Origin of the sequence: Clostridium ljungdahlii DSM 13528 (assembly GCF_000143685.1) — a bacterium.
Classification (GTDB): Bacteria; Bacillota; Clostridia; order Clostridiales; family Clostridiaceae; genus Clostridium_B; species Clostridium_B ljungdahlii.
In genome coordinates this window covers 4310520-4333700 of record NC_014328.1, presented here as the reverse complement: position 1 = coordinate 4333700, position 23181 = coordinate 4310520, and the positions used below count along the sequence as shown (strand labels likewise).

General features: G+C 34.4%; 23 protein-coding genes. 18 read left to right on the top strand and 5 right to left on the bottom strand.

Annotated features, from left to right (window positions below; translation table 11 throughout):
- Positions 1 to 81 precede the first annotated feature (81 nt).
- The 14 genes from cutC to eutM (CLJU_RS19555) all read left to right on the top strand — a co-directional run bounded on the left by cutC (position 82) and on the right by eutM (CLJU_RS19555) (position 12515).
- Positions 82 to 2631: a choline trimethylamine-lyase gene (gene cutC / locus CLJU_RS19620; protein WP_013240572.1), complete on the top strand. Its 2550-nt coding sequence runs from the start codon at positions 82 to 84 to the stop codon at positions 2629 to 2631.
- A gap of 133 nt (positions 2632 to 2764) precedes the next feature.
- Positions 2765 to 3715, top strand: a complete 951-nt coding sequence (gene cutD, locus CLJU_RS19615) for a choline TMA-lyase-activating enzyme (protein WP_013240571.1) — start codon at positions 2765 to 2767, stop codon at positions 3713 to 3715.
- Positions 3716 to 3962: 247 nt separating this feature from the next.
- Positions 3963 to 4733, top strand: a complete 771-nt coding sequence (locus CLJU_RS19610) for an ethanolamine utilization protein (protein WP_013240570.1) — start codon at positions 3963 to 3965, stop codon at positions 4731 to 4733.
- The gene (gene eutJ / locus CLJU_RS19605) at positions 4715 to 5557 is read left to right on the top strand and encodes an ethanolamine utilization protein EutJ (protein ID WP_013237856.1); all 843 of its coding nucleotides are present in this window, start codon (positions 4715 to 4717) and stop codon (positions 5555 to 5557) included. The genes CLJU_RS19610 and eutJ overlap by 19 nt, the downstream gene beginning before the upstream one ends.
- 16 nt (positions 5558 to 5573) lie before the next feature.
- The gene (locus CLJU_RS19600) at positions 5574 to 5879 is read left to right on the top strand and encodes a BMC domain-containing protein (protein WP_013237857.1); all 306 of its coding nucleotides are present in this window, start codon (positions 5574 to 5576) and stop codon (positions 5877 to 5879) included.
- Positions 5873 to 6139 carry a EutN/CcmL family microcompartment protein gene (locus CLJU_RS19595; RefSeq protein WP_013237858.1) on the top strand — a complete coding sequence of 89 codons (267 nt, stop codon included), beginning with the start codon at positions 5873 to 5875 and terminating at the stop codon, positions 6137 to 6139. Before CLJU_RS19600 ends, CLJU_RS19595 begins: the two co-directional genes overlap by 7 nt.
- 17 nt (positions 6140 to 6156) lie before the next feature.
- Positions 6157 to 7485, top strand: coding sequence for a 4Fe-4S dicluster domain-containing protein (locus tag CLJU_RS19590; RefSeq protein WP_013240569.1), 1329 nt, complete (start codon positions 6157 to 6159; stop codon positions 7483 to 7485).
- 1 nt (position 7486) lies between these two features.
- On the top strand, positions 7487 to 8035 hold the full coding sequence (locus tag CLJU_RS19585) for a BMC domain-containing protein (protein ID WP_013240568.1): 549 nt from the start codon (positions 7487 to 7489) through the stop codon (positions 8033 to 8035).
- Between the two features lie 37 nt (positions 8036 to 8072).
- Positions 8073 to 8762 (top strand): cupin domain-containing protein, encoded by a 690-nt coding sequence (locus CLJU_RS19580; protein ID WP_013240567.1) that lies wholly within the window; start codon positions 8073 to 8075, stop codon positions 8760 to 8762.
- Between the two features lie 39 nt (positions 8763 to 8801).
- The gene (locus CLJU_RS19575) at positions 8802 to 9548 is read left to right on the top strand and encodes a BMC domain-containing protein (protein WP_013237860.1); all 747 of its coding nucleotides are present in this window, start codon (positions 8802 to 8804) and stop codon (positions 9546 to 9548) included.
- A 51-nt stretch (positions 9549 to 9599) separates the two neighbouring features.
- The gene (locus tag CLJU_RS19570) at positions 9600 to 11153 is read left to right on the top strand and encodes an acetaldehyde dehydrogenase (acetylating) (protein WP_013237861.1); all 1554 of its coding nucleotides are present in this window, start codon (positions 9600 to 9602) and stop codon (positions 11151 to 11153) included.
- A gap of 1 nt (position 11154) precedes the next feature.
- Positions 11155 to 11805: a phosphate propanoyltransferase gene (locus CLJU_RS19565; protein ID WP_013237862.1), complete on the top strand. Its 651-nt coding sequence runs from the start codon at positions 11155 to 11157 to the stop codon at positions 11803 to 11805.
- 48 nt (positions 11806 to 11853) lie between these two features.
- Positions 11854 to 12144 carry an ethanolamine utilization microcompartment protein EutM gene (gene eutM, locus CLJU_RS19560; protein ID WP_013237863.1) on the top strand — a complete coding sequence of 97 codons (291 nt, stop codon included), beginning with the start codon at positions 11854 to 11856 and terminating at the stop codon, positions 12142 to 12144.
- A 74-nt stretch (positions 12145 to 12218) separates the two neighbouring features.
- Positions 12219 to 12515, top strand: coding sequence for an ethanolamine utilization microcompartment protein EutM (gene eutM, locus CLJU_RS19555; RefSeq protein WP_013237864.1), 297 nt, complete (start codon positions 12219 to 12221; stop codon positions 12513 to 12515).
- A 283-nt stretch (positions 12516 to 12798) separates the two neighbouring features.
- Here eutM (CLJU_RS19555) and CLJU_RS19550 read toward each other — a convergent pair whose 3' ends face one another.
- From CLJU_RS19550 to CLJU_RS19540, 3 genes are all read right to left on the bottom strand, one after another.
- Complete coding sequence (locus CLJU_RS19550) at positions 12799 to 13569, bottom strand: response regulator transcription factor (protein WP_013240566.1); 771 nt, start codon at positions 13567 to 13569, stop codon at positions 12799 to 12801.
- Positions 13570 to 13574: 5 nt separating this feature from the next.
- Positions 13575 to 14765, bottom strand: coding sequence for a histidine kinase (locus tag CLJU_RS19545; RefSeq protein ID WP_013240565.1), 1191 nt, complete (start codon positions 14763 to 14765; stop codon positions 13575 to 13577).
- 396 nt (positions 14766 to 15161) lie between these two features.
- Complete coding sequence (locus CLJU_RS19540; protein WP_013240564.1) at positions 15162 to 16310, bottom strand: 1-propanol dehydrogenase PduQ; 1149 nt, start codon at positions 16308 to 16310, stop codon at positions 15162 to 15164.
- A 447-nt stretch (positions 16311 to 16757) separates the two neighbouring features.
- On the opposite strand from CLJU_RS19540, the gene CLJU_RS19530 reads away from it, so the two are divergent.
- The gene (locus CLJU_RS19530; protein WP_013240563.1) at positions 16758 to 17693 is read left to right on the top strand and encodes a choline kinase family protein; all 936 of its coding nucleotides are present in this window, start codon (positions 16758 to 16760) and stop codon (positions 17691 to 17693) included.
- A gap of 235 nt (positions 17694 to 17928) precedes the next feature.
- On the opposite strand, the gene CLJU_RS19525 is transcribed toward CLJU_RS19530, so the two are convergent.
- Together CLJU_RS19525 and fsa are read right to left on the bottom strand one after the other, a co-directional pair.
- Entirely contained in the window at positions 17929 to 18288 is a 360-nt protein-coding gene (locus tag CLJU_RS19525; protein ID WP_013240562.1) for a C-GCAxxG-C-C family (seleno)protein, read from the bottom strand.
- Between the two features lie 100 nt (positions 18289 to 18388).
- Positions 18389 to 19036, bottom strand: coding sequence for a fructose-6-phosphate aldolase (gene fsa, locus CLJU_RS19520; RefSeq protein ID WP_013240561.1), 648 nt, complete (start codon positions 19034 to 19036; stop codon positions 18389 to 18391).
- 385 nt (positions 19037 to 19421) lie between these two features.
- On the opposite strand from fsa, the gene CLJU_RS19515 reads away from it, so the two are divergent.
- The 3 genes from CLJU_RS19515 to CLJU_RS19505 all read left to right on the top strand — a co-directional run bounded on the left by CLJU_RS19515 (position 19422) and on the right by CLJU_RS19505 (position 23179).
- Positions 19422 to 20528, top strand: a complete 1107-nt coding sequence (locus CLJU_RS19515; protein WP_013240560.1) for a BMP family ABC transporter substrate-binding protein — start codon at positions 19422 to 19424, stop codon at positions 20526 to 20528.
- Between the two features lie 70 nt (positions 20529 to 20598).
- The gene (locus CLJU_RS19510) at positions 20599 to 22116 is read left to right on the top strand and encodes an ABC transporter ATP-binding protein (RefSeq protein WP_013240559.1); all 1518 of its coding nucleotides are present in this window, start codon (positions 20599 to 20601) and stop codon (positions 22114 to 22116) included.
- Entirely contained in the window at positions 22109 to 23179 is a 1071-nt protein-coding gene (locus tag CLJU_RS19505; protein WP_013240558.1) for an ABC transporter permease, read from the top strand. Before CLJU_RS19510 ends, CLJU_RS19505 begins: the two co-directional genes overlap by 8 nt.
- Positions 23180 to 23181 lie beyond the last annotated feature (2 nt).

The following is a 23181-nucleotide window of genomic DNA, read 5'->3' as shown; positions in this document are numbered from 1 at the left end:
GTGTTTAGAACATGGTAAACAATAAGTTAAAAGTAAAATATTTAAATCTAAAATAATTATGAAAGAAAAGAGGTAAGTGTTTTGGATATTCGTGAATTTTCAAATAAGTTTGCAGAGGCAACTAAAAATATGTCTGCAGAAGAACAAGCAGCTTTAATGAAGATATTTCAAGGAGTTTCCCAAGAGATTACAAAAGAAGATAATGGAGCACCTGCAGTTAGTGCAGAACCTTGCACTAACAATGGAGAAGTTCCAAATGGAATGACAGAACGTTTAAAGAGAATAAAGGAAAATTATTTAAAGCAAAAGCCTTCAATAACAACATATCGTGCTAAGGCTATTACAAAGATTGCTAAAGAAAATCCTGGTATGCCTAAGATTTTATTACGTGCTAAATGTTTCCGTTATTGCTGTGAAACTGCACCTTTAGTAATTCAAGATGATGAGCTAATTGTAGGAGCTCCTTGTGGTGCACCTCGTGCTGGAGCTTTTTCTCCTGATATAGCATGGAGATGGATGCAAGATGAAATAGATACAATTGGAACACGTCCTCAAGATCCATTTTATGTATCTGAAGAAGATAAAAAGGTTATGCGTGAAGAGCTTTTCCCTTTCTGGCAAGGAAAATCTGTTGATGAATACTGTGAAGACCAGTACCGTGAAGCAGGTGTTTGGGAACTTTCTGGTGAATCATTTGTTTCAGATTGCTCTTACCATGCAACTAATGGTGGTGGAGATTCAAACCCTGGATATGATGTTATCTTAATGAAAAAAGGTATGGCAGATATTCAGCAGGAAGCAAAGGATCATTTAGCAAAATTAGATTATGAAAATCCTGAAGATATCGAAAAGATTTATTTCTATAAATCCGTTATTGATACTACTGAAGGAGTTATGATTTACGCTAAACGTATGTCTGAATATGCTGCTGAATTAGCTGCAAAGGAGACAAACCCTAAACGTAAGGCAGAATTACAAAAGATTTCAGAAGTTAATGCTCATGTTCCTGCACATAAGCCTAGCAATTTCTGGGAAGCAATTCAATCAGTTTGGACTATTGAGTCATTACTCGTAGTTGAAGAAAACCAAACTGGTATGTCAATCGGCCGTGTTGACCAATATATGTATCCATTCTATAAGGCAGATATAGAATCAGGACGTATGAATAATTATGAAGCATTTGAATTAGCTGGTTGTATGTTAATCAAAATGTCTGAAATGATGTGGGTTACAAGCGAAGGTGCTTCTAAGTTCTTTGCAGGTTACCAACCATTCGTAAATATGTGTGTTGGTGGTGTTACTCGTGACGGTCTTGATGCAACAAATGACTTGACTTATCTTTTGATGGATGCTGTTCGTCACGTTAAGATTTATCAGCCATCTTTAGCTTGTCGTATTCACAACAAATCACCTAAGAAGTACTTGAAGAAGATTGTTGATGTTGTTCGTGCTGGTATGGGATTCCCAGCTTGCCATTTTGATGATGCACATATTAAGATGATGCTTGCAAAAGGTGTTTCCATAGAAGATGCTAGAGATTATTGTATAATGGGTTGTGTTGAGCCTCAGAAAGCTGGACGTTTATATCAGTGGACTTCTACAGCTTATACTCAATGGCCTATATGTATAGAATTAGTTCTAAACCATGGTGTTCCTTTATGGTATGGAAAACAAGTTTGTCCTGATATGGGAGATTTAAATAGATTTAAGACTTATGAAGAGTTTGATGCTGCTGTTAAGGAAGAAATCAAATATATTACAAAATGGACTGACGTTGCTACAGTTATTTCTCAGCGTGTTCACAGAGATTTAGCTCCAAAACCTTTGATGTCCATCATGTATGAAGGCTGTATGGAACACGGTAAAGATGTTTCTGCCGGTGGTGCTATGTACAATTTCGGACCTGGTGTTGTATGGACTGGATTGGCTACATATGCAGATTCCATGGCTGCTATTAAGAAGGTAGTATTTGATGACAAGAAATGTACTTTAGAGCAATTAAATCAAGCATTGAAAGCTGATTTTGTTGGATATGAAGAACTTAGAAATGATTGCTTAAAAGCTCCTAAGTATGGTAATGATGATGATTATGCAGATTTAATTGCTGCAGATTTAATCAACTTTACAGAGATGGAACATCGTAAATATAAGACTCTGTACTCTGTTTTGAGTCATGGTACTTTATCCATCTCAAATAATACTCCATTTGGTCAGTTGACAGGTGCGTCTGCTAACGGACGTAAAGCTTGGACACCATTATCTGATGGTATTAGTCCAACTCAGGGTGCAGATTTTAAAGGACCTACTGCTATTATTAAATCTGTTTCCAAGATGTCTTGTGACAATATGAACATAGGTATGGTTCATAACTTTAAACTTATGGCAGGATTGCTTGAAACTCCAGAAGGAGAAGAAGGTATTATCACATTGTTACGTACTGCTTGCTTATTTGGTAATGGACAAATGCAGTTCAATTACTTGGATAACAAGACTTTGATTGAAGCACAGAAGCATCCAGAACAGTACAGAGATCTTATTGTTCGTGTAGCAGGTTACAGTGCATTCTTTGTTGAATTGTGTAAGGATGTTCAGGATGAAATTATTAGTAGAACTATGTTGACACATTTTTAAACATAGCATTCCATTGATTTTAAATTAATTTATCTGATGTCTGTATCTTGCATACTGCAAGGTATGCAAGAGGACAGGCTCGGTTAAAAGTTTATCTGAACACCAAAATGAATCAAACAGGAGATTGGTTAGTATGAGTAATGCGAAGGCAGCAATGATTGAAAGAAAAGCAGTCATTTTTAATGTGCAAAAATACAATATGTATGATGGACCGGGAGTAAGGACACTGGTATTCTTTAAAGGATGCCCATTGCGTTGCAAGTGGTGTGCCAATCCTGAAGGACAATTACGAAAATATGAAGTTATGTTCAAAAAAAATTCATGCATTAATTGCGGTGCTTGTGTCTCTGTTTGTCCGGTTGGAATACATACAATGTCAAAAGGAATGGAACATGAGGTAGATCATAGTATTGATTGTTTAGGTTGCCGTAAGTGTGAGAATGCTTGTACCGAGTCAGCAATATCCATTATGGGACAAGAAAAAACTGTTTCTGAAATTATGGAAATTATAGAAGAGGACAGACAGTTTTATGAAATTTCAGGTGGTGGTGTCACACTAGGTGGCGGCGAGGTATTGATGCAGTGGGAATTTGCAGCAAATTTGCTTATGGTATGTAAGCAGGAAGGAATCAATACAGCCATTGAAACTTGTGGTCATGCAAAATTAGAAGCAATACTTAAGGTTGCTGAGTTCACAGATTTGTTCCTTTTTGATATAAAGCATATTGATCCTGAACGACACTATCAACTGACAGGAGTGCATAATGAACAAATTTTGAAGAACTTGAAGGAACTTCTTAATCACAGATATAACGTGAAGATTAGGATGCCCCTGTTAAAAGGCCTGAATGATAGCAAAGAAGAGTTTGATGGTGTAATTAACTTTTTGATGCCTTTCCGTGATTACAAAAACTTTAAAGGTATAGATTTACTTCCTTATCATAAATTAGGCGTAAATAAATATACACAGCTAGGAATAGAGTATCCAATAGAGGGAGATCCAAGCTTAAGCAGTGATGATTTGGATAGAATTGAAGGCTGGATTAAAGAATATGATTTCCCGGTTTCGGTTATTAAGCATTAATAAGTAGTTAATTAGTCAATATGTGTTAATGTGTAATTTCCCTGGTTTTATAAAGATTTATTATATGACCTGTAATTGGTGTAGTAAATAAAATTGATTTGATGGCGGAACATTAGAGTTTATGTTTCCGACAGTTGAGGCAAGTAAAAGCTTCAGAGCCTTATTATAAGATTAGTGTTCCTAGCGGATTAGCCGGCGGAGCCCTAAAAAATGTTTATTTTTAAAATAAAAGTAAAGGGGGGCCAAAATGAAATTTATTACCGAAATTGATTTGCGGGATTTATATAGAAAAGAACCTTTTACAGATTATGAATTAGAACCGGGAACAAGACTTACGCCTGGAGCACGTCAATTTCTATCAGATAAAGGTATAAATATGTTTGACGATGGTCCTTACACAAAGAGAAATACTGCAAATAAAAAGCAGACTGTAGAGAAAAAGCAGACTGTGGAGAAAAAACAAGCTGTAGAGAAAAAGGAAACTGTGGAAAAGGTGCAGATTAAAGATGAAAATCAAACACCTGCACAGCCCAAAAAGAAGAATAACTGGAAGAAGAAAAAACTTTACAGTAAGATGAAATCAACGGAAGCATTGTTCCTTATTACAGAAGAAGAACTTTTGAATAAGGATATCCTTTGGGCACAGAATGTTATTAGTTTAGGTAAGCAGTTTACTAAAATTAAAAACGCCATTCAGGGTAAAGGGTCCGTTGAAAATCTTTGTATTAAGGAATGTACAGCAATAAATTTTAGCAATTATTCACTTGATTTAGATGATTGCTTTGAAATTACAGAATTTCATATGCAGCTTAAAAAGGGCAGAGATATTATAATTTTGCATAGACTGCGATGTGCTCTTAGAGAAATCGAACCATTTATTTTAGAAGCATATGAAGATAGTGAAGATGAAGATGCATTGTGCAGCGATACTATTGGAAAGATCAATCAAATTATTAATGCTTTGTCCCAAATGATTTGTTCTATTTTTGGAGGTACAAAATGTCAGAGAAAAATTTGACTTTTAAGTTCTGCGACCAACTTGTGAAAGATTTTGAACATGTAGTAAAGCATCCGATTGTTGGCAAGTCATCTGTTTATTATACAGGAGTTGACTTAGGTACAGCATGTGTTGTCCTAGCAGTTGTAGATGAAAACTATAAACCAGTAGCAGGTGCTTATAAATATGCAGATGTAGTTCGAGATGGTATGGTTGTTGATTATATTGGTGCAATCAATATTGTTAGAGAGATGAAGCATGAAATTGAAGAAAAGTTAGGTACAGAGTTGATTTATGGAGCTGCAGCTATTCCACCAGGAACAGATGATTTGGATTCAGGGGCAGTTAAAAATGTAGTTCAGGCAGCTGGATTTGAACTTACAAGTGTGCTTGATGAACCAACGGCTGCTAATAAAGTTCTTAGAATTAAGAATGGTGCAGTTGTAGATATCGGTGGTGGAACAACTGGAATTTCAATTTTAAAAGATGGAAAAGTTGTTTATATTGCAGATGAACCAACAGGAGGTACTCAATTTTCATTAGTAGTTTCTGGTGCATATAAAATGCCTTTTGCAGAAGCAGAATTGTATAAACGTAATCCAGAAAATCATAAGGATCTTTTACCTGTACTAAAGCCAGTAGTTGAAAAAATTGCATCTATTATTAACCAGCATATTAAAGGGTACGATGTTCAGGAAATATCTCTGGTAGGAGGAACTTGCTGTCTGACAGGTATTGAGACAATTATAGAAAAAAAGACAGGAATATTTACTCATAAGCCAAAGAATCCGATGTTTGTAACCCCTTTAGGCATAGCACTTAGCTGTACGCAGGAAAGTATATAGTTGGAGATGATTCAATATGGAATTTCGAACTATTAAATCACCTTCAAAGGGTACTATAGATATGCTTATGAGGCGTATGGGTGCTAATGTTAATAAAGATTCAATTTGTGTTGATGCGGTTGGTCTTGTACAAGGCAAAATGCTGGACATGATTTATGCCGCAGATATTGCTGAAAAGGCAGTTGGTGTCACAGTAGAAGATATTAAAGGAAGTTGTCCACAGAACATGATAATGATTGCGATTTTTGGCGATACGTCATCTGTTGAATCAGCAATTCAGGAGATTAAGCGCAATGTTAAAAAGGAGAAAGATATATGTTAATAGCAAGATTAATTGACAATGTATGGGCAACAAGAAAAGCAGAATCACTTAATGGATTGAAGTTTATGTTAGCGGAAGTAATTGGTGGAACTGGTGCTGGTCAGCATTTAGTTGTAGCAGATATAATCAGTGCCGGAATTGGAGATAGAGTTCTTGTTTCAACAGGGTCGTCAGCTCGAAAAATGTTAGATGAATGTGAAGATATCCCGGTTGACGCAGTTGTTGTTGGAATTATTGATGAAGACTGCAATGTAGAATAAACTCAGGAGGTACGGGAATGAGTATTCTTGATATGGTGCGAGAAGCTGGTGTTATTGGTGCCGGTGGGGCAGGATTTCCTACCCACGCAAAGCTAGCATCAAAGGCAGAATATATACTTCTTAATGGAGCTGAATGTGAGCCGCTGCTTCGTGTGGATCAGCAGCTGATGAGGATGTTTCCAGATGAGATAATTAAAGGATTTGAATCAGCAGGAAAGTTAGTAGGTGCAAATAAAGCACTTATAGGCATTAAAGGAAAGCATAAGGAAGTTATTTCTATACTTCGTAATAGAATTGAAGAACTTCAAGTAGGAGATTTTATTGAAGTAAAAGAAATTCCTGATATTTACCCTGCAGGTGATGAGCAAGTTCTAGTTCATGAATTGACTGGAAGAGTTGTTCCTGAAATGGGTATTCCAATTAGCGTTGGTTGTGTAGTAGTTAATGCAGAAACGGCATTAAATATTTATCACGCTTCTATGGGAGTGCCGGTTACAGAAAAATATATCACAGTTGCAGGAGATATCCCTAAACGTTTGACTGTAAAGGTACCAGTGGGTACACCTGTTATAGATGTACTGAAGCTGAGTGGCATAGAAAATTTTGATGATTATACAGTTATTGATGGTGGCCCTATGATGGGACCTGTAAAGAGTGATGTAGATGGATATGTTACGAAGAAAAATAAAGGGTTCGTAATTTTGAAAAAAGATCATCCTCTGATTCGTAAAAAATCTGTTAGCATAGAACAGGCGAAAAGAGTAAATAGATCTTCCTGTGAACAGTGCCGCATGTGTACAGATATGTGCCCTCGTTATCTTCTTGGACATAGTACACAACCCCACAAGATGATGAGAGCTTTGAATTATGCATTGAAGAATGTTGAAGAGCAGAAGATTGCACAGCTTTGCTGTCAATGTAATTTATGTGAATTGTTCTCATGTCCAGCAGGGCTTTATCCGAAATCTGCAAATCTCTATTTTAAAGGAAAATTAGCAGAACAGAACATAAAATATAAACCAATGAAGTCGGAATTTACTACCCGCAAAAGCCGTGAATATAGGTTAGTTCCAAGTAAGCGTCTTATTGCCAGATTAGGTTTGCATGACTTTGACAGGCCAGCTCCTATGACTGAAGTTCAGGTAAATCCTGAAGAAGTTCATATTGCAACAAGACAGCATGTAGGAGCACCTGCAGTACCAATTGTTAATGTTGGTGATCATGTAGAACTTGGACAACAAATTGGAAAAATTCCTGAAGGTAGTTTAAGTGCTGCTATTCATGCAAGTATTTCGGGAACAGTTGTGGAATGTGGAAATGATTTTATTGTGATAAGGAGGGGATAATATGTCACAAGCAATAGGAATGGTTGAGTTTACAAGCATTGCTCGTGGTATATATGCAGCAGACCAGATGGTAAAGACTTCTGAAGTGGAAATAGTTACAGCAGGTTCTTCTTGCCCAGGAAAGTATATTGCCATTGTTCAAGGTGATGTTGCAGCAGTTGAAGATTCAGTGAGTGTTGGTGTAAGATTTGCAGAAGAATTTTTAGTTGATTCTATTGTTATACCAAATGTCAACCCGGCAGTATTCCCTGCAATCACAGGTGCAACGATGCCAGATGAAGTTCAGGCTTTAGGAATTATGGAGTCTTTCTCCCTGTCAACAATGGTCATTGCTGCTGATGCAATTTTGAAATCTGCTGAATTGCAGCCAATTGAACTTCGTTTGGGAAATGGATTGGGAGGTAAGTCATTCTTTACTTTTACCGGAGATGTAGCTGCTGTTGAAACTGGTGTTGAAACAGGAAAAGCTATTGCAGAAGAAAAAGGGTTATTAGTAAATGCAGAGGTTATACCTTCACCGTCTGAAAGATTATTGGCATCATTGTTCTAATATATAAGAACTTTTATAAATGAAAGGATGTGAAGGAATGAAAAAGTTAATTTGTGTAAAAGATGTTGAAACTGCAGAAAAGCAGGGTCAAAAAGTAGTGTATATTAATTGCGATACAATTGTTACTCCTTCAGCTAAAGATGCGGCTAGAAATAGTGGAATAGAATTTTCTACCGAAACTCCAGTTCCTGAAGTAAAGAAATCTTGTGAAGTAGAAGTTCCTTGTGAAGTAAAAGGTTCTTGTGAAACAAAAGCTTCTGAACTTGAAAAAGTTTTTGAAAATGGAATTGATAGTGAAGTAATTTATAAAGTATTCAAGGTAATGATGGAGAAAGGACTTTTGAATGGAGTGATTGATTTGATTACCAATAAGAAGCCTTATCTTGCTGAGACTGACGCTATCGGTTTGAAGATCGTTCGTGGTAGTTCAGTAAAGTATGAAGCACTAGATACAGGAAATCCTGATGATAAAGTATTTTATCAGGAAATAATCAATGCAGATGATGGTTCCTCAATGAATGCGGGATTTATTACAATTGAAGATTGCAAATTTGATTGGGAAACAGAATGTCAAGAACTTTACTATGTTATAGAGGGTACATTGACAGTAACAGTGGATAATAAAGTTTATACTGCACATCCTGGTGATTCAGTATTCTTCCCTAAGGGAGCTAAGATAGCATTTGGTTCACCTGACAAGATGAAAGCATTCTATGCTACATATTAGAATTTGGAATGCTTGACCAAAGTTTAGGAGGGTTAAACAATGCAGGCACTTGGGTTAATCGAAACAATAGGACTTATTGCAGCTATTGAGAGCGCAGATGCTATGCTCAAGGCAGCAGATGTGAATCTCTTAGAAAAGACATATGTAGGAGGGGGACTTGTTTCGATTGCTGTAACTGGTGATGTGGGTGCTGTGAAGGCAGCTGTAGACGCTGGTGGAGCGGCAGTTAGAAACATAAATGACACATTGCTTGTTTCACAACATGTGATTCCCCGTCCACATGAGGAATTAGATAATATAATTGTATCAGCAGTACCACTGAAAGATAGAAATATTCCAACTGTCGCTCCAGCGAAAAACCAACCAGAAGATGAAACAACAGTTGAAGTAATTGAAGAAGATACTGTAGAGGTTCCTGTTAAAATAGAAGATTCAATAGTAGAGGACTCAATAGAAGAGAATTCAACAGTGGAAGATCCAGCAGTGGAAGACTCTAAAGAAGAGAATTCAACAGTAGAAAATTCAGAGAATGAGGAGCTTTTGCCAGAAAAAATAACTGATCCTTTGAAAATGGATTTAACTAAACTAAATAGGAAAGCCGTAGATAAGATGGTACTTGACTATGGTTTAGAAAAAGCTATTGAGATTTTGAGTAAGTTTAAGGTAATAGAGCTTCGAAATCTCGCTCGTAAATATAAGAACTTTGGTATCAAAGGAAGATCCATTTCTAAAGCAGACAAGAAGTTACTGCTTATAGAGTTCAAAAAATATTATGGGCATAATTAGCCAGCTATAAAAATTAAAATATATAAATAATAAACAATGGAGGGAACACAATTGGAAAATTTTGATAAAGACTTACGTTCTATACAAGAAGCAAGAGATCTTGCACGTTTAGGAAAAATTGCAGCAGACCAAATTGCTGATTATACTGAAGAACAAATTGATAAAATCCTATGTAATATGGTTAGGGTAGCAGAAGAAAATGCAGTTTGCCTTGGTAAAATGGCTGCAGAAGAAACTGGTTTTGGAAAAGCTGAAGATAAGGCTTATAAGAACCATATGGCTGCTACTACAGTATATAATTACATCAAGGATATGAAGACTATTGGTGTTATAAAAGAAGATAAAAGTGAAGGTGTAATTGAATTTGCAGAACCAGTTGGTTTATTAATGGGTATTGTACCATCTACAAATCCAACATCTACTGTTATTTATAAATCAATCATTGCAATTAAATCAAGAAATGCAATTGTATTCTCACCACACCCAGCTGCATTAAAATGTTCAACAAAAGCAATAGAACTTATGCGTGATGCAGCAGTAGCAGCAGGAGCTCCTGCAAATGTAATTGGTGGTATTGTTACACCATCTATACAAGCTACAAATGAACTTATGAAAGCTAAAGAAGTTGCTATGATAATTGCAACTGGAGGCCCTGGAATGGTAAAGGCTGCATATAGTTCAGGAACACCTGCAATAGGCGTTGGTGCTGGTAACTCTCCATCCTATATTGAAAGAACTGCTGATGTTCATCAATCAGTTAAAGATATAATAGCTAGTAAGAGTTTTGACTATGGTACTATTTGTGCATCCGAGCAGTCTGTAATTGCAGAAGAATGCAACCATGATGAAATAGTAGCTGAATTTAAGAAACAAGGCGGATATTTCATGACAGCTGAAGAAACTGCAAAAGTTTGCAGCGTACTTTTTAAACCTGGTACACACAGCATGAGTGCTAAGTTTGTAGGAAGAGCTCCTCAGGTTATAGCAGAAGCTGCAGGTTTCACAGTTCCAGAAGGAACAAAAGTATTAATAGGAGAACAAGGCGGAGTTGGTAATGGTTACCCTCTATCTTATGAGAAACTTACAACAGTACTTGCTTTCTATACAGTTAAAGATTGGCATGAAGCATGTGAGCTTAGTATAAGATTACTTCAAAATGGTCTTGGACATACAATGAACATTCATACAAATGATAGAGACTTAGTAATGAAGTTTGCTAAAAAACCAGCATCCCGTATCTTAGTTAATACTGGTGGAAGCCAGGGAGGTACTGGTGCAAGCACAGGATTAGCACCTGCATTTACATTAGGTTGTGGTACATGGGGAGGAAGCTCTGTTTCTGAAAATGTTACTCCATTACATTTAATCAATATAAAGAGAGTAGCATATGGTCTTAAAGATTGTACTACATTAGCTGCAGACGATACAACTTTCAATCATCCTGAACTTTGCGGAAGCAAAAATGACTTAGGATTCTGTGCTACAAGCCCTGCAGAATTTGCAGCAAAGAGCAATTGTGATAGCACTGCTGCAGATACTACTGATAATGATAAACTTGCTAGACTCGTAAGTGAATTAGTAGCTGCAATGAAGGGAGCTAACTAAAATGGACAAGTACGAAGCTGTTATAAAGCTTTTATTGGAAGCTGTTCAAGGTAGTCAGTCTTCTACAGAGACAAAGCAAGATACAAATGAAATCCCGGTTGGAGTTTCAAACCGTCACATTCATCTTTCACAAGCAGATTTTAACATATTATTTGGAGAAGGATACCAGGTAACAAAGATAAAGGATTTAGCACAACCAGGACAGTATGCTTGTAAAGAAACAGTAACAGTATGTGGACCAAAGGGAGCTATTGAGAAGATTAGAATTCTTGGACCATTACGTAGTAAGACACAGGTAGAAATCCTAAGAGGAGATTCTTTCAAATTGGGAGTAGCTCCAGAAGTAAGGATGTCCGGTGATTTACACGGAACACCTGGAATTGCCATAATAGGACCAAAGGGATCTGTTCAAATAAAGGAAGGTGTGATTGTTGCACAAAGACATATTCACATGACTCCTGCAGATGCACAACATTTTGGGGTGCATGATGGACAGACAGTAAGCATTAAAGTTGATGGACCACGTGGTGGAATTTATAATAATGTTGCAATTAGAGCAAATGATACTTCAGCTTTAGAATGCCATATTGACACAGAGGAAGCAAATGCAATGTGTGTTGGCAACTCATCAAAAATTACAATAGTAAAATAGTAAAATTATAAATTATAAAATAACAGTATTTGGAGAGGAGAAATAAAAATGAAATCTGATGCATTAGGAATGATTGAAACAAAGGGGTTAGTAGGTTCTATAGAGGCTGCAGATGCAATGGTTAAGGCAGCTAACGTTAACTTAATAGGTAAAGAACATGTTGGCGGCGGTCTTGTAACAGTAATGGTAAGAGGAGATGTAGGAGCAGTAAAGGCAGCTACTGATGCTGGTGCTGCAGCAGCACAACGTGTTGGAGAATTAGTTTCTGTTCATGTTATTCCTCGTCCACACGTTGAAGTTGAAACTATCCTTCCTAAAACTGGTTTAAAGGAAGACTAATATTAGAAGATATAGGATATAAGATACAAAGTAAAAAATAAAAAAAATAAATTATAAACTAGGAGGAAATAAAAATGAAATATGATGCATTAGGAATGATTGAAACAAAAGGTTTAGTAGGTTCAATTGAAGCTGCAGATGCAATGGTAAAGGCAGCTAATGTTTATCTAATAGGAAAAGAACATGTTGGTGGCGGTCTTGTAACAGTAATGGTAAGAGGAGATGTAGGAGCTGTAAAGGCAGCTACTGATGCTGGTGCTGCAGCAGCACAACGTGTTGGAGAATTAGTTTCTGTTCATGTTATTCCTCGTCCACACGTTGAAGTTGAAACTATCCTTCCTAAAACTAATTTAAAGGAAGATGAAAAGTAGATTACAGTTTACCGTTTAAATGCATATGCAGAGATGACTTTGAAATAAGTCAGATATGATGTGACATGGTAGATAGTTAAAAGTAATAGTTTGTATAGGGAACGTATCTAGATTGTGTAAATTAAATCAAGATACGTTCCTTATTTGATCTTTAGAAAAATGTTATCAGAAAATATAATTAAAGCGCCAATTGTATAATTGGCGCTTTAATTATATATAACTGTGCATTTAACAGGGAACAGTTCAAATATCAATCTTTCCTATGAAATTAACTACACACAATTTAGTCATCTTCCATTGACATAAGCGCATGTTTTCTATAGGCTTGAGGAGTCATATTCATCTCCGCACAAAATACCCTGTTAAAATAAGATGGATCTGAAAAGCCATATTCTGATGAAATTCGATAAGCACGATAATTAGTTGTTTTTAATAATCTGCAGGCATATTGAATTCTCAGATTAATTACATACTTTGAAAATGAGACACCTAGTTCCTTTTTAAAGACACGACTAAAATATTTTGGATTCAAAAATACTGTAGAGGCAACTATTTGTAAAGTTATTTTTTCCCTAAAATGCTCTTTAATATATTTTATAGACTTTTCAATAAAGTATTGCTGAGATTCTTTGGATTCGGGGTTCTTTTCTTCAGAGCTCTTATCTAGTACTATATTACAATCAGCTGCGGAGTCTAACATCTTCCGAAAAACTTGTTTGATAATGTTAGGCTTTACAGGTTTTAATAGGTATTCAAAAACCCGGAGACTAATTGCTTTCTGTGCATAGGAAAAGTCCGAGTGAGCAGATAAAATTGTAATAAGCACGTTGGGGAGAAATTTTCTGATTTCTTCAATAGTACTAAGACCGTCCAATTCGGGAATCATTACATCCATCATGATAATATTTGGCTTGTATTGTTTGGCTAGTTTAATAGCCTGAACTCCACTTTCACAGGTCAGTAATACATCTTCTGGAAAAAGTTCTTCAAGTACAATTGATTTGAGAAATTCTTGTTCAAGTATTTCATCTTCTACAATCAATACTATACTCATTATTATCACCTCACAATAGGTTCTGCAGGAATTGTGATGGTAACGGTGCTTCCACTGTAATCAGATTTTAAAATTTTCAATCCATATTGTTCTCCGTAATATCGTTTTAAACGTTTGTCTGTACTTTGAAAACCTAGGCCAGATTTATTTTTACATTGTTGTATGTCAAGCAAAACATCCTTTGGGAAACCATTTCCATTATCCATAATGGAAATAACAATTTCATCTTTATATTTTTCTGCATAGATACTTATTTTGCCTCCATCTCGCCTTGGGGTTATTCCATGAATTACAGAGTTTTCAACAATAGGTTGGATAATCATATTGAGAATTCTATAAGACTTAAGATCTTCCGAAATGTTGATATCATATTCCAGACGAGTTTTAAATCTTACTTTTTGAATATATAAATACTTCTCAATATTGTTAATTTCAGCACCAATGGTGTGAAGCTGGTTACCCTGCTTTAAATTATACCGCAGCAAATCAGAAAGGCAATAAATAAGCTCTTCTGTTTCGTGAGAATGTTCAAAATAAGCCACACGGGCAATACAATTTAAAGTGTTAAACAAAAAATGAGGATTAACGACTAGAGACATATTTTTTGATTCTAGATCAATGATCTTCTTTTCCAGTATTTCCTTTTCAATTGACAACCTTTTCACATCCTGATGGGACAGCTTAGTGCTTTCTGATAAATCAAGAGAAATATTTTTAGCAATTTCGCAACATAATCGCTCGTATACTTTAATTTTATTTGATTCTACGGATTTTAGTGAGAAAATCGATTTAGCGATAAACTCTAGCTCCTCAGTCTTAGTATCTTTGTGAGATTGGACATCAATCATATACTTTTTGTATTCGTTATCTTTCAAATATACTTGTATACCAGCCATATAACCTACAGTTTTATTGTCTACTATGATCGGAAAAATCATATTTTCAAGACCATATCGGCATACAAATCTACCTTCCTTGCCAGATTGTAATCGACATTGATAGTCAGGACATACATGAGACTCTCTTTCCTGACATACATGAGTACAAAAATCTGGGGAGGGAATAAATTCAAGTAAAATATCCCCATTTGTATCTACCAAAAATAAAGGTACATCTGATAGGGATAAAATACCACTATAGCGGCTATATAACTTTGAGGTTATAAATTTTTTAAGTGGATTATCAGTTTTATTCATCCTTATAACACCCGTCTCCTGACCTATAGTTTATACTCAAAAAAAGAAATTAATTAGATTCTAGTACGTTCTTTTTTTATATTATATTATATAAAAATATAAAAGTAAACAATATTTTATACTTTCCCACAGTTTCTTGTCATATATTGTCAAAAAAAGAGGGTAAATATAAAACATTTAGATTCTAATTTTTCCTAGTTTTAAGTAATAAATTAATTTTTACTATAAGCACTAAGACATAATTTAAAAATAATGCAAAGCAAAGCTTCGCAAGTTAAGAATTAATAATGAAAAATTAATAGTGAAGGATGATTTCTAGTTATCACAAAAAATCCACCTTCACTGTCCACTATCAATTATCAACTTTCAACTAAATTGAGAAAGTTGAGATACTTATTAATAACATTTTTGATAAATATGTATAAGTTCTTCTTTAGAAGGTTTTCTAGGATTAGTTGGAGTGCATCTATCTTGCATTGCTGTTTCTGCCATATGATTTAGAGCACTTTGAAACTCATCTTCTTTAATCCCAAGAGATCGAATATTATCTTCAACACCTAGGGATTTTATTAATTTATCTACAGCTTCAATAAAACTTACAGCGCCTTCGCGAGTTGTTCGAGCTGGAAGGTGTAGAATTGATGCTAGTTTTGCGTATTTTTCCATAGCATGTTCGCTTGCATTTCCAACCAAGCTAGCGTTGTATTCCATTACTGCATTAAGTAGAAGTGCATTGGATCGGCCGTGAGGAATGTGGAAAGATCCACCCATAGCATGAGCCAAGCTGTGATTAATTCCAAGACCAGCATTTGTAAATGCTATTCCTGCTATACAGGAAGCGTTTTGAACATGATCTCGAGCTTCGGAATCCTTACTATCGTTATAAATTTTTGGAAGATTCTCAAAAATTAATTTAACTGCTTTTTCAGCAAGAGCGTCTGTAAAGTCAGTTGCTTTTTTGGAAACATAGGCTTCAATAGAATGAACTAGAACATCTATACCAGTATCTGCTACAATACGCTGAGGCAGACCATCAATACAACTTGAGTCAAGTATTGCAACATCTGGTGCAATAAAATCATCTATAATGCATACCTTTTCTTTCTGAGAAGTAATAACAGTAAAGTTTGTTACTTCAGAGCCTGTACCACTTGTTGATGGAATTGCAATAAATAGAGGTTTTTTCATTTCTTGGCCCATTGCTTTTCCTAAATTACATGCAAAATACATTATTCCCTTAGCGGTATCAATACTGGATCCTCCACCTAGTGCTACGAGAACATCTGCGTCGCTTTTTTTGTACAATTTCATTGCATCTGCAATTACATTGACGTCTGGATCAGGGTGTACCCCCGTAAAAACAACGGAACTTATTCCAGCTTTGCTTAGGTAATCTATTACTTTTTGAAGATATCCAAGTTTTCCCATAATAGCATCTGCAACAATAAATGCTCGAGAACCAGTGACTTGCTCTAAAAGTTGAATAGATTCCCTATTAAAATAAATCTTGGATTTCAAATTAAAATTTTCAAACTTGTCTTCCATGATTTTCCCTCCTATTCTTTCTACAGTTACTTTTTACAGATTTTTAATAAACTTTGTTATTTTTTTAATAAATGCTTTCGCAATTATCACTTTACATGGTAGCATACAAAGTGGCTAGTTTATTGTAAATAGAATATATAGTTTTAGCACTATTGTATCTAGTTAGAAATTTATATGGTACAATATTGCTTTTATTGAACAATATCTACTTCAAAACATGATTTGTTATTGCATTTTTTTGAAGTTACAATTAATACTGCTATTAGAATATATATAATCTATAAAAAAGGTATGAAATATTTAATAAAGGCTCTAATAGAAAGCGATATGTTGATTTTTGGGACTATTATTGTTATAATTAAATTAATAATGGGTATGATCAGAAAGTTACAAACCGGTGTTAGGTGGTTACTTGTGTTTTTTATTGACAAAACAAAAGATTGAAATATGTGTGGTGGATTATTTATGAAAATGGAAGAATTAGTACAAAAAAAACTGTGTCTTGCTTTTAACGATGACAGTATAATGTTTGATAAATCTCGTTTTGCAGGTGGACTTACCAATTATAACTATATTATGAATATCAATGGAAAACAGTATGTTGTCCGACAACCGGGTGCCATGACCAATCTGATGATTGATCGTAAAATTGAAAGTTTTAATGATAAAATAGCAGCAGAGCTTGGTTTGAATTCTGAGTGTATTTATTTTGATGAGGATAGTGGAATAAAAATTAGCGTATATATTGAAAACAGCAAAAATATTGCTCAAGTTGATCCATGTTCTCCTATAACTCTTAGATCTGTTTCTGATCTCATGAAAAAAACTCACTCTAGCAAAAAGTGTTTTTCTAATTCATTTAATTGGCGGATGGAGTTAAATAAATATGAACATATAATTCAAAAGCTTAATGGTGATTTTTTCTTTGACTACGCTACATTAAAAAAACAATTGCTTGATTTTATGGAAAAGAATATTAAAAAAACAATTTCTGTTCCGTGCCATAATGACACGGTTCCTGAAAATTTTATTGTTGATAGTAATGGAAAGACCTACCTTATAGATTGGGAATATTCCGGAATGAATGATCCAAGCTGGGACGTAGCTTCATATATTCTTGAATCTAAATTAACCGAGGAAGCAATTCAATATCTTCTTGTTGACTACTATGGACAACTTCCGACACCTGAAGAAATAGTAAAGATAAAAAGTTATATGGTAGCACAAGATTTACTTTGGATGGTATGGGCTATGATTAGACATTACAGTGGAGATGATTTTCTTGATTATTGCTGTTTTAGATATGAACGATTTCAAAGAAATGTGAAGGCAATCACAAGCTCGCCAAGTTACTCCATTGCTGATATGGTAAAGAATTGTTAGTAAATAACATATTGCTGAGAACCCTGTACATAAGAGTAGAAAATAAGATCAAAATCAAAGTAGAAATATAGTGGTTTTTTGTGAATATAAAGCGTTCATTAATAAAGTGAAAATTTATTAATATGAGTTAAAGCAGTTATTAAGCATAACTAAAAGTTTGTACTATCAGTGTACATTTTACTGATAGTACAAGCTTTAATAGGTCATAATATATTATAGTGGTTATCGATTACTATTATTTTGCATAATCTTTAAGAATCTCATAAGTATAATCTATTATCTCATCACAAGATATACCTTTTTGTTTTAATTTAGAGCATTCAAAAGTGCCATACTTTTCTGTTACTTTGTTCATTATTTCTTTTGCAATTTTTCTAGATTTATTTTGTACAGAAGCCTCGTTTCTTCCTTTTACGGAGCCCATAGCCATAAGTGCTCCAGTAACAGCACCGCAAGTACTTTGTACGGCCATACCAAGACCAAATGGACTTGCAATTGAGACAGGAATATTTAAATTGTTGTCTCTGTTAAAAGCTTTAATTATAGATTCTGCACAATTAAATCCCTCTTTATGAAATTGTGACGCATCATTCATAATTTTCACCCCTTGTTTTATATAAATTCTAAATATTTGTAAATTACATTAATAATTATAATATATACATTTTTGTTGATGTCAAATTATATAATCTATCTTATTTATTAGGTACTGTTTTCCAGTCATCTAAAAATCTCTGTATTCCTATATCTGTTAGTGGGTGTTTAGTCATTTGTATTAATATTTTATATGGAACAGTGGCAATGTCTGATCCTGCTTTAGCAGCATTTATAACGTGAAGAGGATTTCTAATGCTGGCTGCTATAATTTCTGTTTTTATGTCATGAATTTTAAAAATATCAGATATTTGTTCAACTAATTCAATTCCGTTCATTCCAATATCATCTAGTCTTCCTAAGAAAGGACTTACATAAGTTGCACCAGCTCTTGCAGCTAAAAGTGCTTGTGCTGGAGAAAATATTAATGTTACATTGGTTTTTATATTTTCTTTTGAAAGAATTTTTACAGCTTTTAATCCTTCTACAGTCATAGGAATTTTTATTATTATATTTTTATGTATTTTTGCAAGTTCTTTGGCTTCTTTTACCATTCCTTCAGATTCTAAGCTTATTACTTCAGCGCTTATTGGCCCGTCTACAATAGTAGTTATTTCTTTTACTACTTCCTTAAAATCTCTGCCTTCTTTTGCGATTAAAGAAGGATTAGTAGTAACTCCACAAATTACTCCCATTTCATTAGCTTTTCTTATTTCTTCTACATTAGCGGTATCTATAAATAATTTCATACTTATTACCTCCTATTATATTTATATAAAATTATGATTTACACAATTATTTTACCACAAATTGATCATATTTTCTTTCTAAAATTCTTAGCTACTTTATTAATTAATTCAACTTTTGAAGTTGACCTTCTGTCTATATATTGACGAAAAAGCTAAAAAAGAATATTATAAAGTCATGTAAATGTATCCACTTTTTATAAAAAAGAAGATACTAATTGACTGAGTATATGAAAATAAGGTCAATCTTTATTAAATTAAATAAAGCTTGGCCTTATTTTCATATTAAATAAAGGTTATAATCTATATTTTTAAGGGTATGAAAAATATAGAGGTTAAATAGTGTAAAAACATTTACACTAACAAATTAAAATAGGGGGAAAGTGTTATGAAGAAAATAAGAAAGGGAAGTTTAATTTTATTATGTGCTATTCTTGTACTATCTACCTTGATTGTAGGATGTCAGGACCAGAAAAAAACAACTTCTGACAATAAAAAAATCAAAGTAGCTTTTGTTTATGAGGGGCCTATAGGAGATACGGGATGGAATTATGCCCAGGATCAAGGACGAAAGTATTTAGCTGCTAATATGCCAAATGCAGAAGTAACATATGTGGACAATGTCCCTGAAACAGCAGACTCGGAGAAAGTATTCACACAGCTTGCTCAAAAAGGCAATAAGGTTATATTTGGAACAACTTATGGGTACATGGATTATATGGTTAATGTAGCAAAAAAATTTCCAAATGTAATTTTCATGCATTGTACTGGATACAAAACGTCAAACAATCTAGGAACATATGCTGGACGTGATTATGAAGGAAGATATCTTTCAGGTATTTTGGCAGGTAAGAATACAAAGAGTAATATAATTGGATTTGTGGCTCCGTTTTCAATACCTGAAATTGTAAGAAATATTGATGCCTTTACTTTGGGAGCACAATCAGTAAATCCAAATGTAAAAGTTAAAGTAGTTTATACTAATTCATGGAGTGATCCTGCTACTGAAAAAACTGCAACTAATAGTTTAATAGATGCGGGGGCTGATGTACTTGCAATGCATCTTGATTCTACTACTGTAATGCAGGCTGCCCAGGAAAGAGGGGTATATGGAATTGGTTTTAGTTCTGATATGAGGTCAAAAGCTCCAAAGGCAGTGCTTGGAGGATCAATATGGAATTGGGGACCTTATTATGTCAAGACTGTTAAAGCTGTAGCTAATGGTACCTGGAAATCTGGACAATACTGGGGTGGAATTAAAGATGATTCAATAGTTGATATAGGTCCTTTTGGTCCAATGGTAACAAATGATGTAAAAACACTTATTTCAAAACAGAGGCAGAACATTATAGATAATAAGTTAAATGTATTTGAAGGGCCAATATATGATCAAGCTGGTAACTTAAAGGTTGCTAAAGGACAAAAACTTACGGATGAACAAATGCTTTCTATTAATTGGTTTGTAAAAGGCGTTGAAGGAACAATCTCTAAATAGAATATATTATTTTTACATACCGGCTTCTAAATGGGTCGGTATGTAAACTTTAAAGGTTGGGAGTGATAATATGGAGAAACAACCTATAGTTGAAATGACTAATATTTCAAAAGAATTTTCAGGAATAGCAGTTAATGATAAAATTTCATTCTCATTAAATGCTGGAGAAATCCATGCTCTTTTAGGTGAGAATGGAGCAGGTAAAAGTACACTTATGAATATATTAACAGGTCTATATAAATCAGATAGCGGTGAAATAAAGATAAATGGGAAAAATGTTGAATTCAACTCTCCTAAAGATGCCATAGCTTGTGGCATAGGTATGGTGCATCAGCATTTTAAGTTAGTAAGAGCTTTTACTGTGGCGGAAAACATAATGTTAGGACTTAGAAATTTAAAAGAAATTTACAATAAGAAATATATTGAAGATGAAATTGAAAAAAGTGCTCAAGAATATGGACTTTATGTAAACCCTAAAGCTAAAATATGGCAGCTTACAGTAGGAGAACAACAAAAGGTTGAAATTATAAAAGCACTTATGCATGGTGCAAAAATACTTATAATGGATGAACCTACAGCAGTACTTACACCTAAGGAAGGGGAATCACTTTATAAAACACTGGGCATTTTAGCTAAAAAGGGAAAATCCATTATAGTAATATCACATAAGATGAGAGAAGTAATGAAAAATACCAATAAAATTACAGTGCTGCGTGATGGAAAATCCATGGGTACTTTTAACACAAAAGACGTTGAAGAAAAAGATATGGCGAAAATGATGGTGGGCGGAAATATAGCACATGTTTCCAGTAAAAAAGCAGTATTAAATGGAAAGAAAATTTTAGAATTGAAAGATGTGTGTTCAGAAGATAAAAGTGGATCTGTAAAATTAAGAAATATATCATTTAGCGTACATGAAGGAGAAATATTTGGAGTTGCAGGTATTGATGACAATGGACAGAAGGAACTGGCAGAAGTTATTTCAGGTTTGACACCAATAAAAAAAGGAAATATATTTTTAAATGAAGCAAATTGTATAAATGAAAGTAGAAGAAAATTTATAGATAGGGGAATAAGTTATGTACCCGAAGACAGGATGACGGTAGGTCTTGTAGCCGATATGAATGCTTGCGAGAATATGATACTTGAAAATTATCGAAGGATGCCAGGATATCATATTAACTGGAGAAAAGTGTATGATAACACAGTTAATATAATAGAAAAGTTTCATATCAAGATAGCTTCTTTGAATACCCCTGTGAAAACTATGTCAGGGGGAAATATGCAAAAGCTTCTTTTAGCTAGAGAAATACAGTCAGATCCAAATCTTATTGTTTTGGCATATCCTTTCAGAGGACTTGATATAGGTGCCTCAGAATATATAAAAAAACTTTTAATAGATGAAAGAAATAAAGGTAGAGCAATTCTTCTTATTTCTGAAGAACTGGAAGATTTAATACAGCTTTCAGATAGAATATGTGTTTTGCATGAAGGCTCTATTATGGGAATAGTAGATTCATCTGAGGTTACTATGGAATCTATTGGACTAATGATGTCTGGAAGTAGAAAGGAGAATTACAGTGATTGACGTGTTTAAAGGGTGGAAACTAAAAAAAACGGACTCCTGTTCTATGATGAAAAAGGTAATGGTTTCTATTATATCTGTAATTGGTGGAATTGTATTTTCAGCTATTATCATTGCTATTACTGGAAATGATCCTATAGATGTATGTTCCCAAATATTTTCTGGTGCTTTTGGTTCAACCTATGGACTTTCAGAAACTGTAGCGAAATCTATACCACTTATGCTTACTTCTCTTGGAGTATCACTGGCTTTTCGTATGCAGCTCTGGAATATAGGTGCTGAAGGTCAGTTTTTCATGGGAGCTTTTGGGGCTTCTTGGGCTGCACTATCTTTTCCAAATATGCCCGCTTATGAATTGCTGCCACTTATGATGATAGCAGGTTTTATAGCAGGTGGATTATGGTCAATGGTTGCAGCGATTCCAAAGGCATTTTTAAATATAAATGAAACTATAACTACATTACTTCTCAATTATATAGCTATATTATGGGTTCAATATCTGGTATTTGGCCCTTGGAAAGATCCAAAGGGCAAAAATTTTCCAGTAAGTGCTGCATTTTCTAAAAGTGCAACTTTAACTTCCTTTGGTAATACAGATATAAATATAGGTCTATTTATTGGAATAGGGATAGCAGTGCTTATGTTTATTGTTTTGAAGTATTCTAGATGGGGATATGAGATACGGGTAAGCGGTGGAAATAAAAGCACAGCAATCTATGCAGGTATGAATTATGTCAGAAATATTTTAATTGTTATGTTTATAAGTGGAGGAATTGCAGGGATTGCAGGAATGGTAGAGGTATCAGGAGCTATTCATAAACTTCAACAGAATATATCACCTGGATATGGATATACAGCAGTTATAATTGCACTTCTGGCAAGACTTAGTCCGTTGGGTATAGTTATAGTTTCTTTCTTTATGGGAGGCCTTTTTGTAGGTGGATATAATTTGCAAACATCAGGCTTTTCATTAAGTATGGTTTTAATGTTTCAAGGTGCCATATTACTTTTCGTACTGGGGAGCGAAATATTACTCAAGTATAAATTAGTGAGAAAGGAAGCTTGACA

Coding starts and splice junctions, on each gene's coding strand:
- CLJU_RS19525 (WP_013240562.1), bottom strand. CDS start 18,288: ATGAATGATGCGTCACAATTTCATAAAGAGGGATTTAATTGTGCAGAA.
- CLJU_RS19600 (WP_013237857.1), top strand. CDS start 5,574: ATGGAATTTCGAACTATTAAATCACCTTCAAAGGGTACTATAGATATG.
- CLJU_RS19585 (WP_013240568.1), top strand. CDS start 7,487: ATGTCACAAGCAATAGGAATGGTTGAGTTTACAAGCATTGCTCGTGGT.
- eutJ (WP_013237856.1), top strand. CDS start 4,715: ATGTCAGAGAAAAATTTGACTTTTAAGTTCTGCGACCAACTTGTGAAA.
- fsa (WP_013240561.1), bottom strand. CDS start 19,036: ATGAAATTATTTATAGATACCGCTAATGTAGAAGAAATAAGAAAAGCT.
- CLJU_RS19610 (WP_013240570.1), top strand. CDS start 3,963: ATGAAATTTATTACCGAAATTGATTTGCGGGATTTATATAGAAAAGAA.
- eutM (WP_013237864.1), top strand. CDS start 12,219: ATGAAATATGATGCATTAGGAATGATTGAAACAAAAGGTTTAGTAGGT.
- eutM (WP_013237863.1), top strand. CDS start 11,854: ATGAAATCTGATGCATTAGGAATGATTGAAACAAAGGGGTTAGTAGGT.
- CLJU_RS19590 (WP_013240569.1), top strand. CDS start 6,157: ATGAGTATTCTTGATATGGTGCGAGAAGCTGGTGTTATTGGTGCCGGT.
- cutD (WP_013240571.1), top strand. CDS start 2,765: ATGAGTAATGCGAAGGCAGCAATGATTGAAAGAAAAGCAGTCATTTTT.
- CLJU_RS19575 (WP_013237860.1), top strand. CDS start 8,802: ATGCAGGCACTTGGGTTAATCGAAACAATAGGACTTATTGCAGCTATT.
- CLJU_RS19510 (WP_013240559.1), top strand. CDS start 20,599: ATGGAGAAACAACCTATAGTTGAAATGACTAATATTTCAAAAGAATTT.
- CLJU_RS19545 (WP_013240565.1), bottom strand. CDS start 14,765: ATGAATAAAACTGATAATCCACTTAAAAAATTTATAACCTCAAAGTTA.
- CLJU_RS19580 (WP_013240567.1), top strand. CDS start 8,073: ATGAAAAAGTTAATTTGTGTAAAAGATGTTGAAACTGCAGAAAAGCAG.
- CLJU_RS19530 (WP_013240563.1), top strand. CDS start 16,758: ATGTGTGGTGGATTATTTATGAAAATGGAAGAATTAGTACAAAAAAAA.
- CLJU_RS19540 (WP_013240564.1), bottom strand. CDS start 16,310: ATGGAAGACAAGTTTGAAAATTTTAATTTGAAATCCAAGATTTATTTT.
- CLJU_RS19515 (WP_013240560.1), top strand. CDS start 19,422: ATGAAGAAAATAAGAAAGGGAAGTTTAATTTTATTATGTGCTATTCTT.
- CLJU_RS19595 (WP_013237858.1), top strand. CDS start 5,873: ATGTTAATAGCAAGATTAATTGACAATGTATGGGCAACAAGAAAAGCA.
- CLJU_RS19550 (WP_013240566.1), bottom strand. CDS start 13,569: ATGAGTATAGTATTGATTGTAGAAGATGAAATACTTGAACAAGAATTT.
- CLJU_RS19565 (WP_013237862.1), top strand. CDS start 11,155: ATGGACAAGTACGAAGCTGTTATAAAGCTTTTATTGGAAGCTGTTCAA.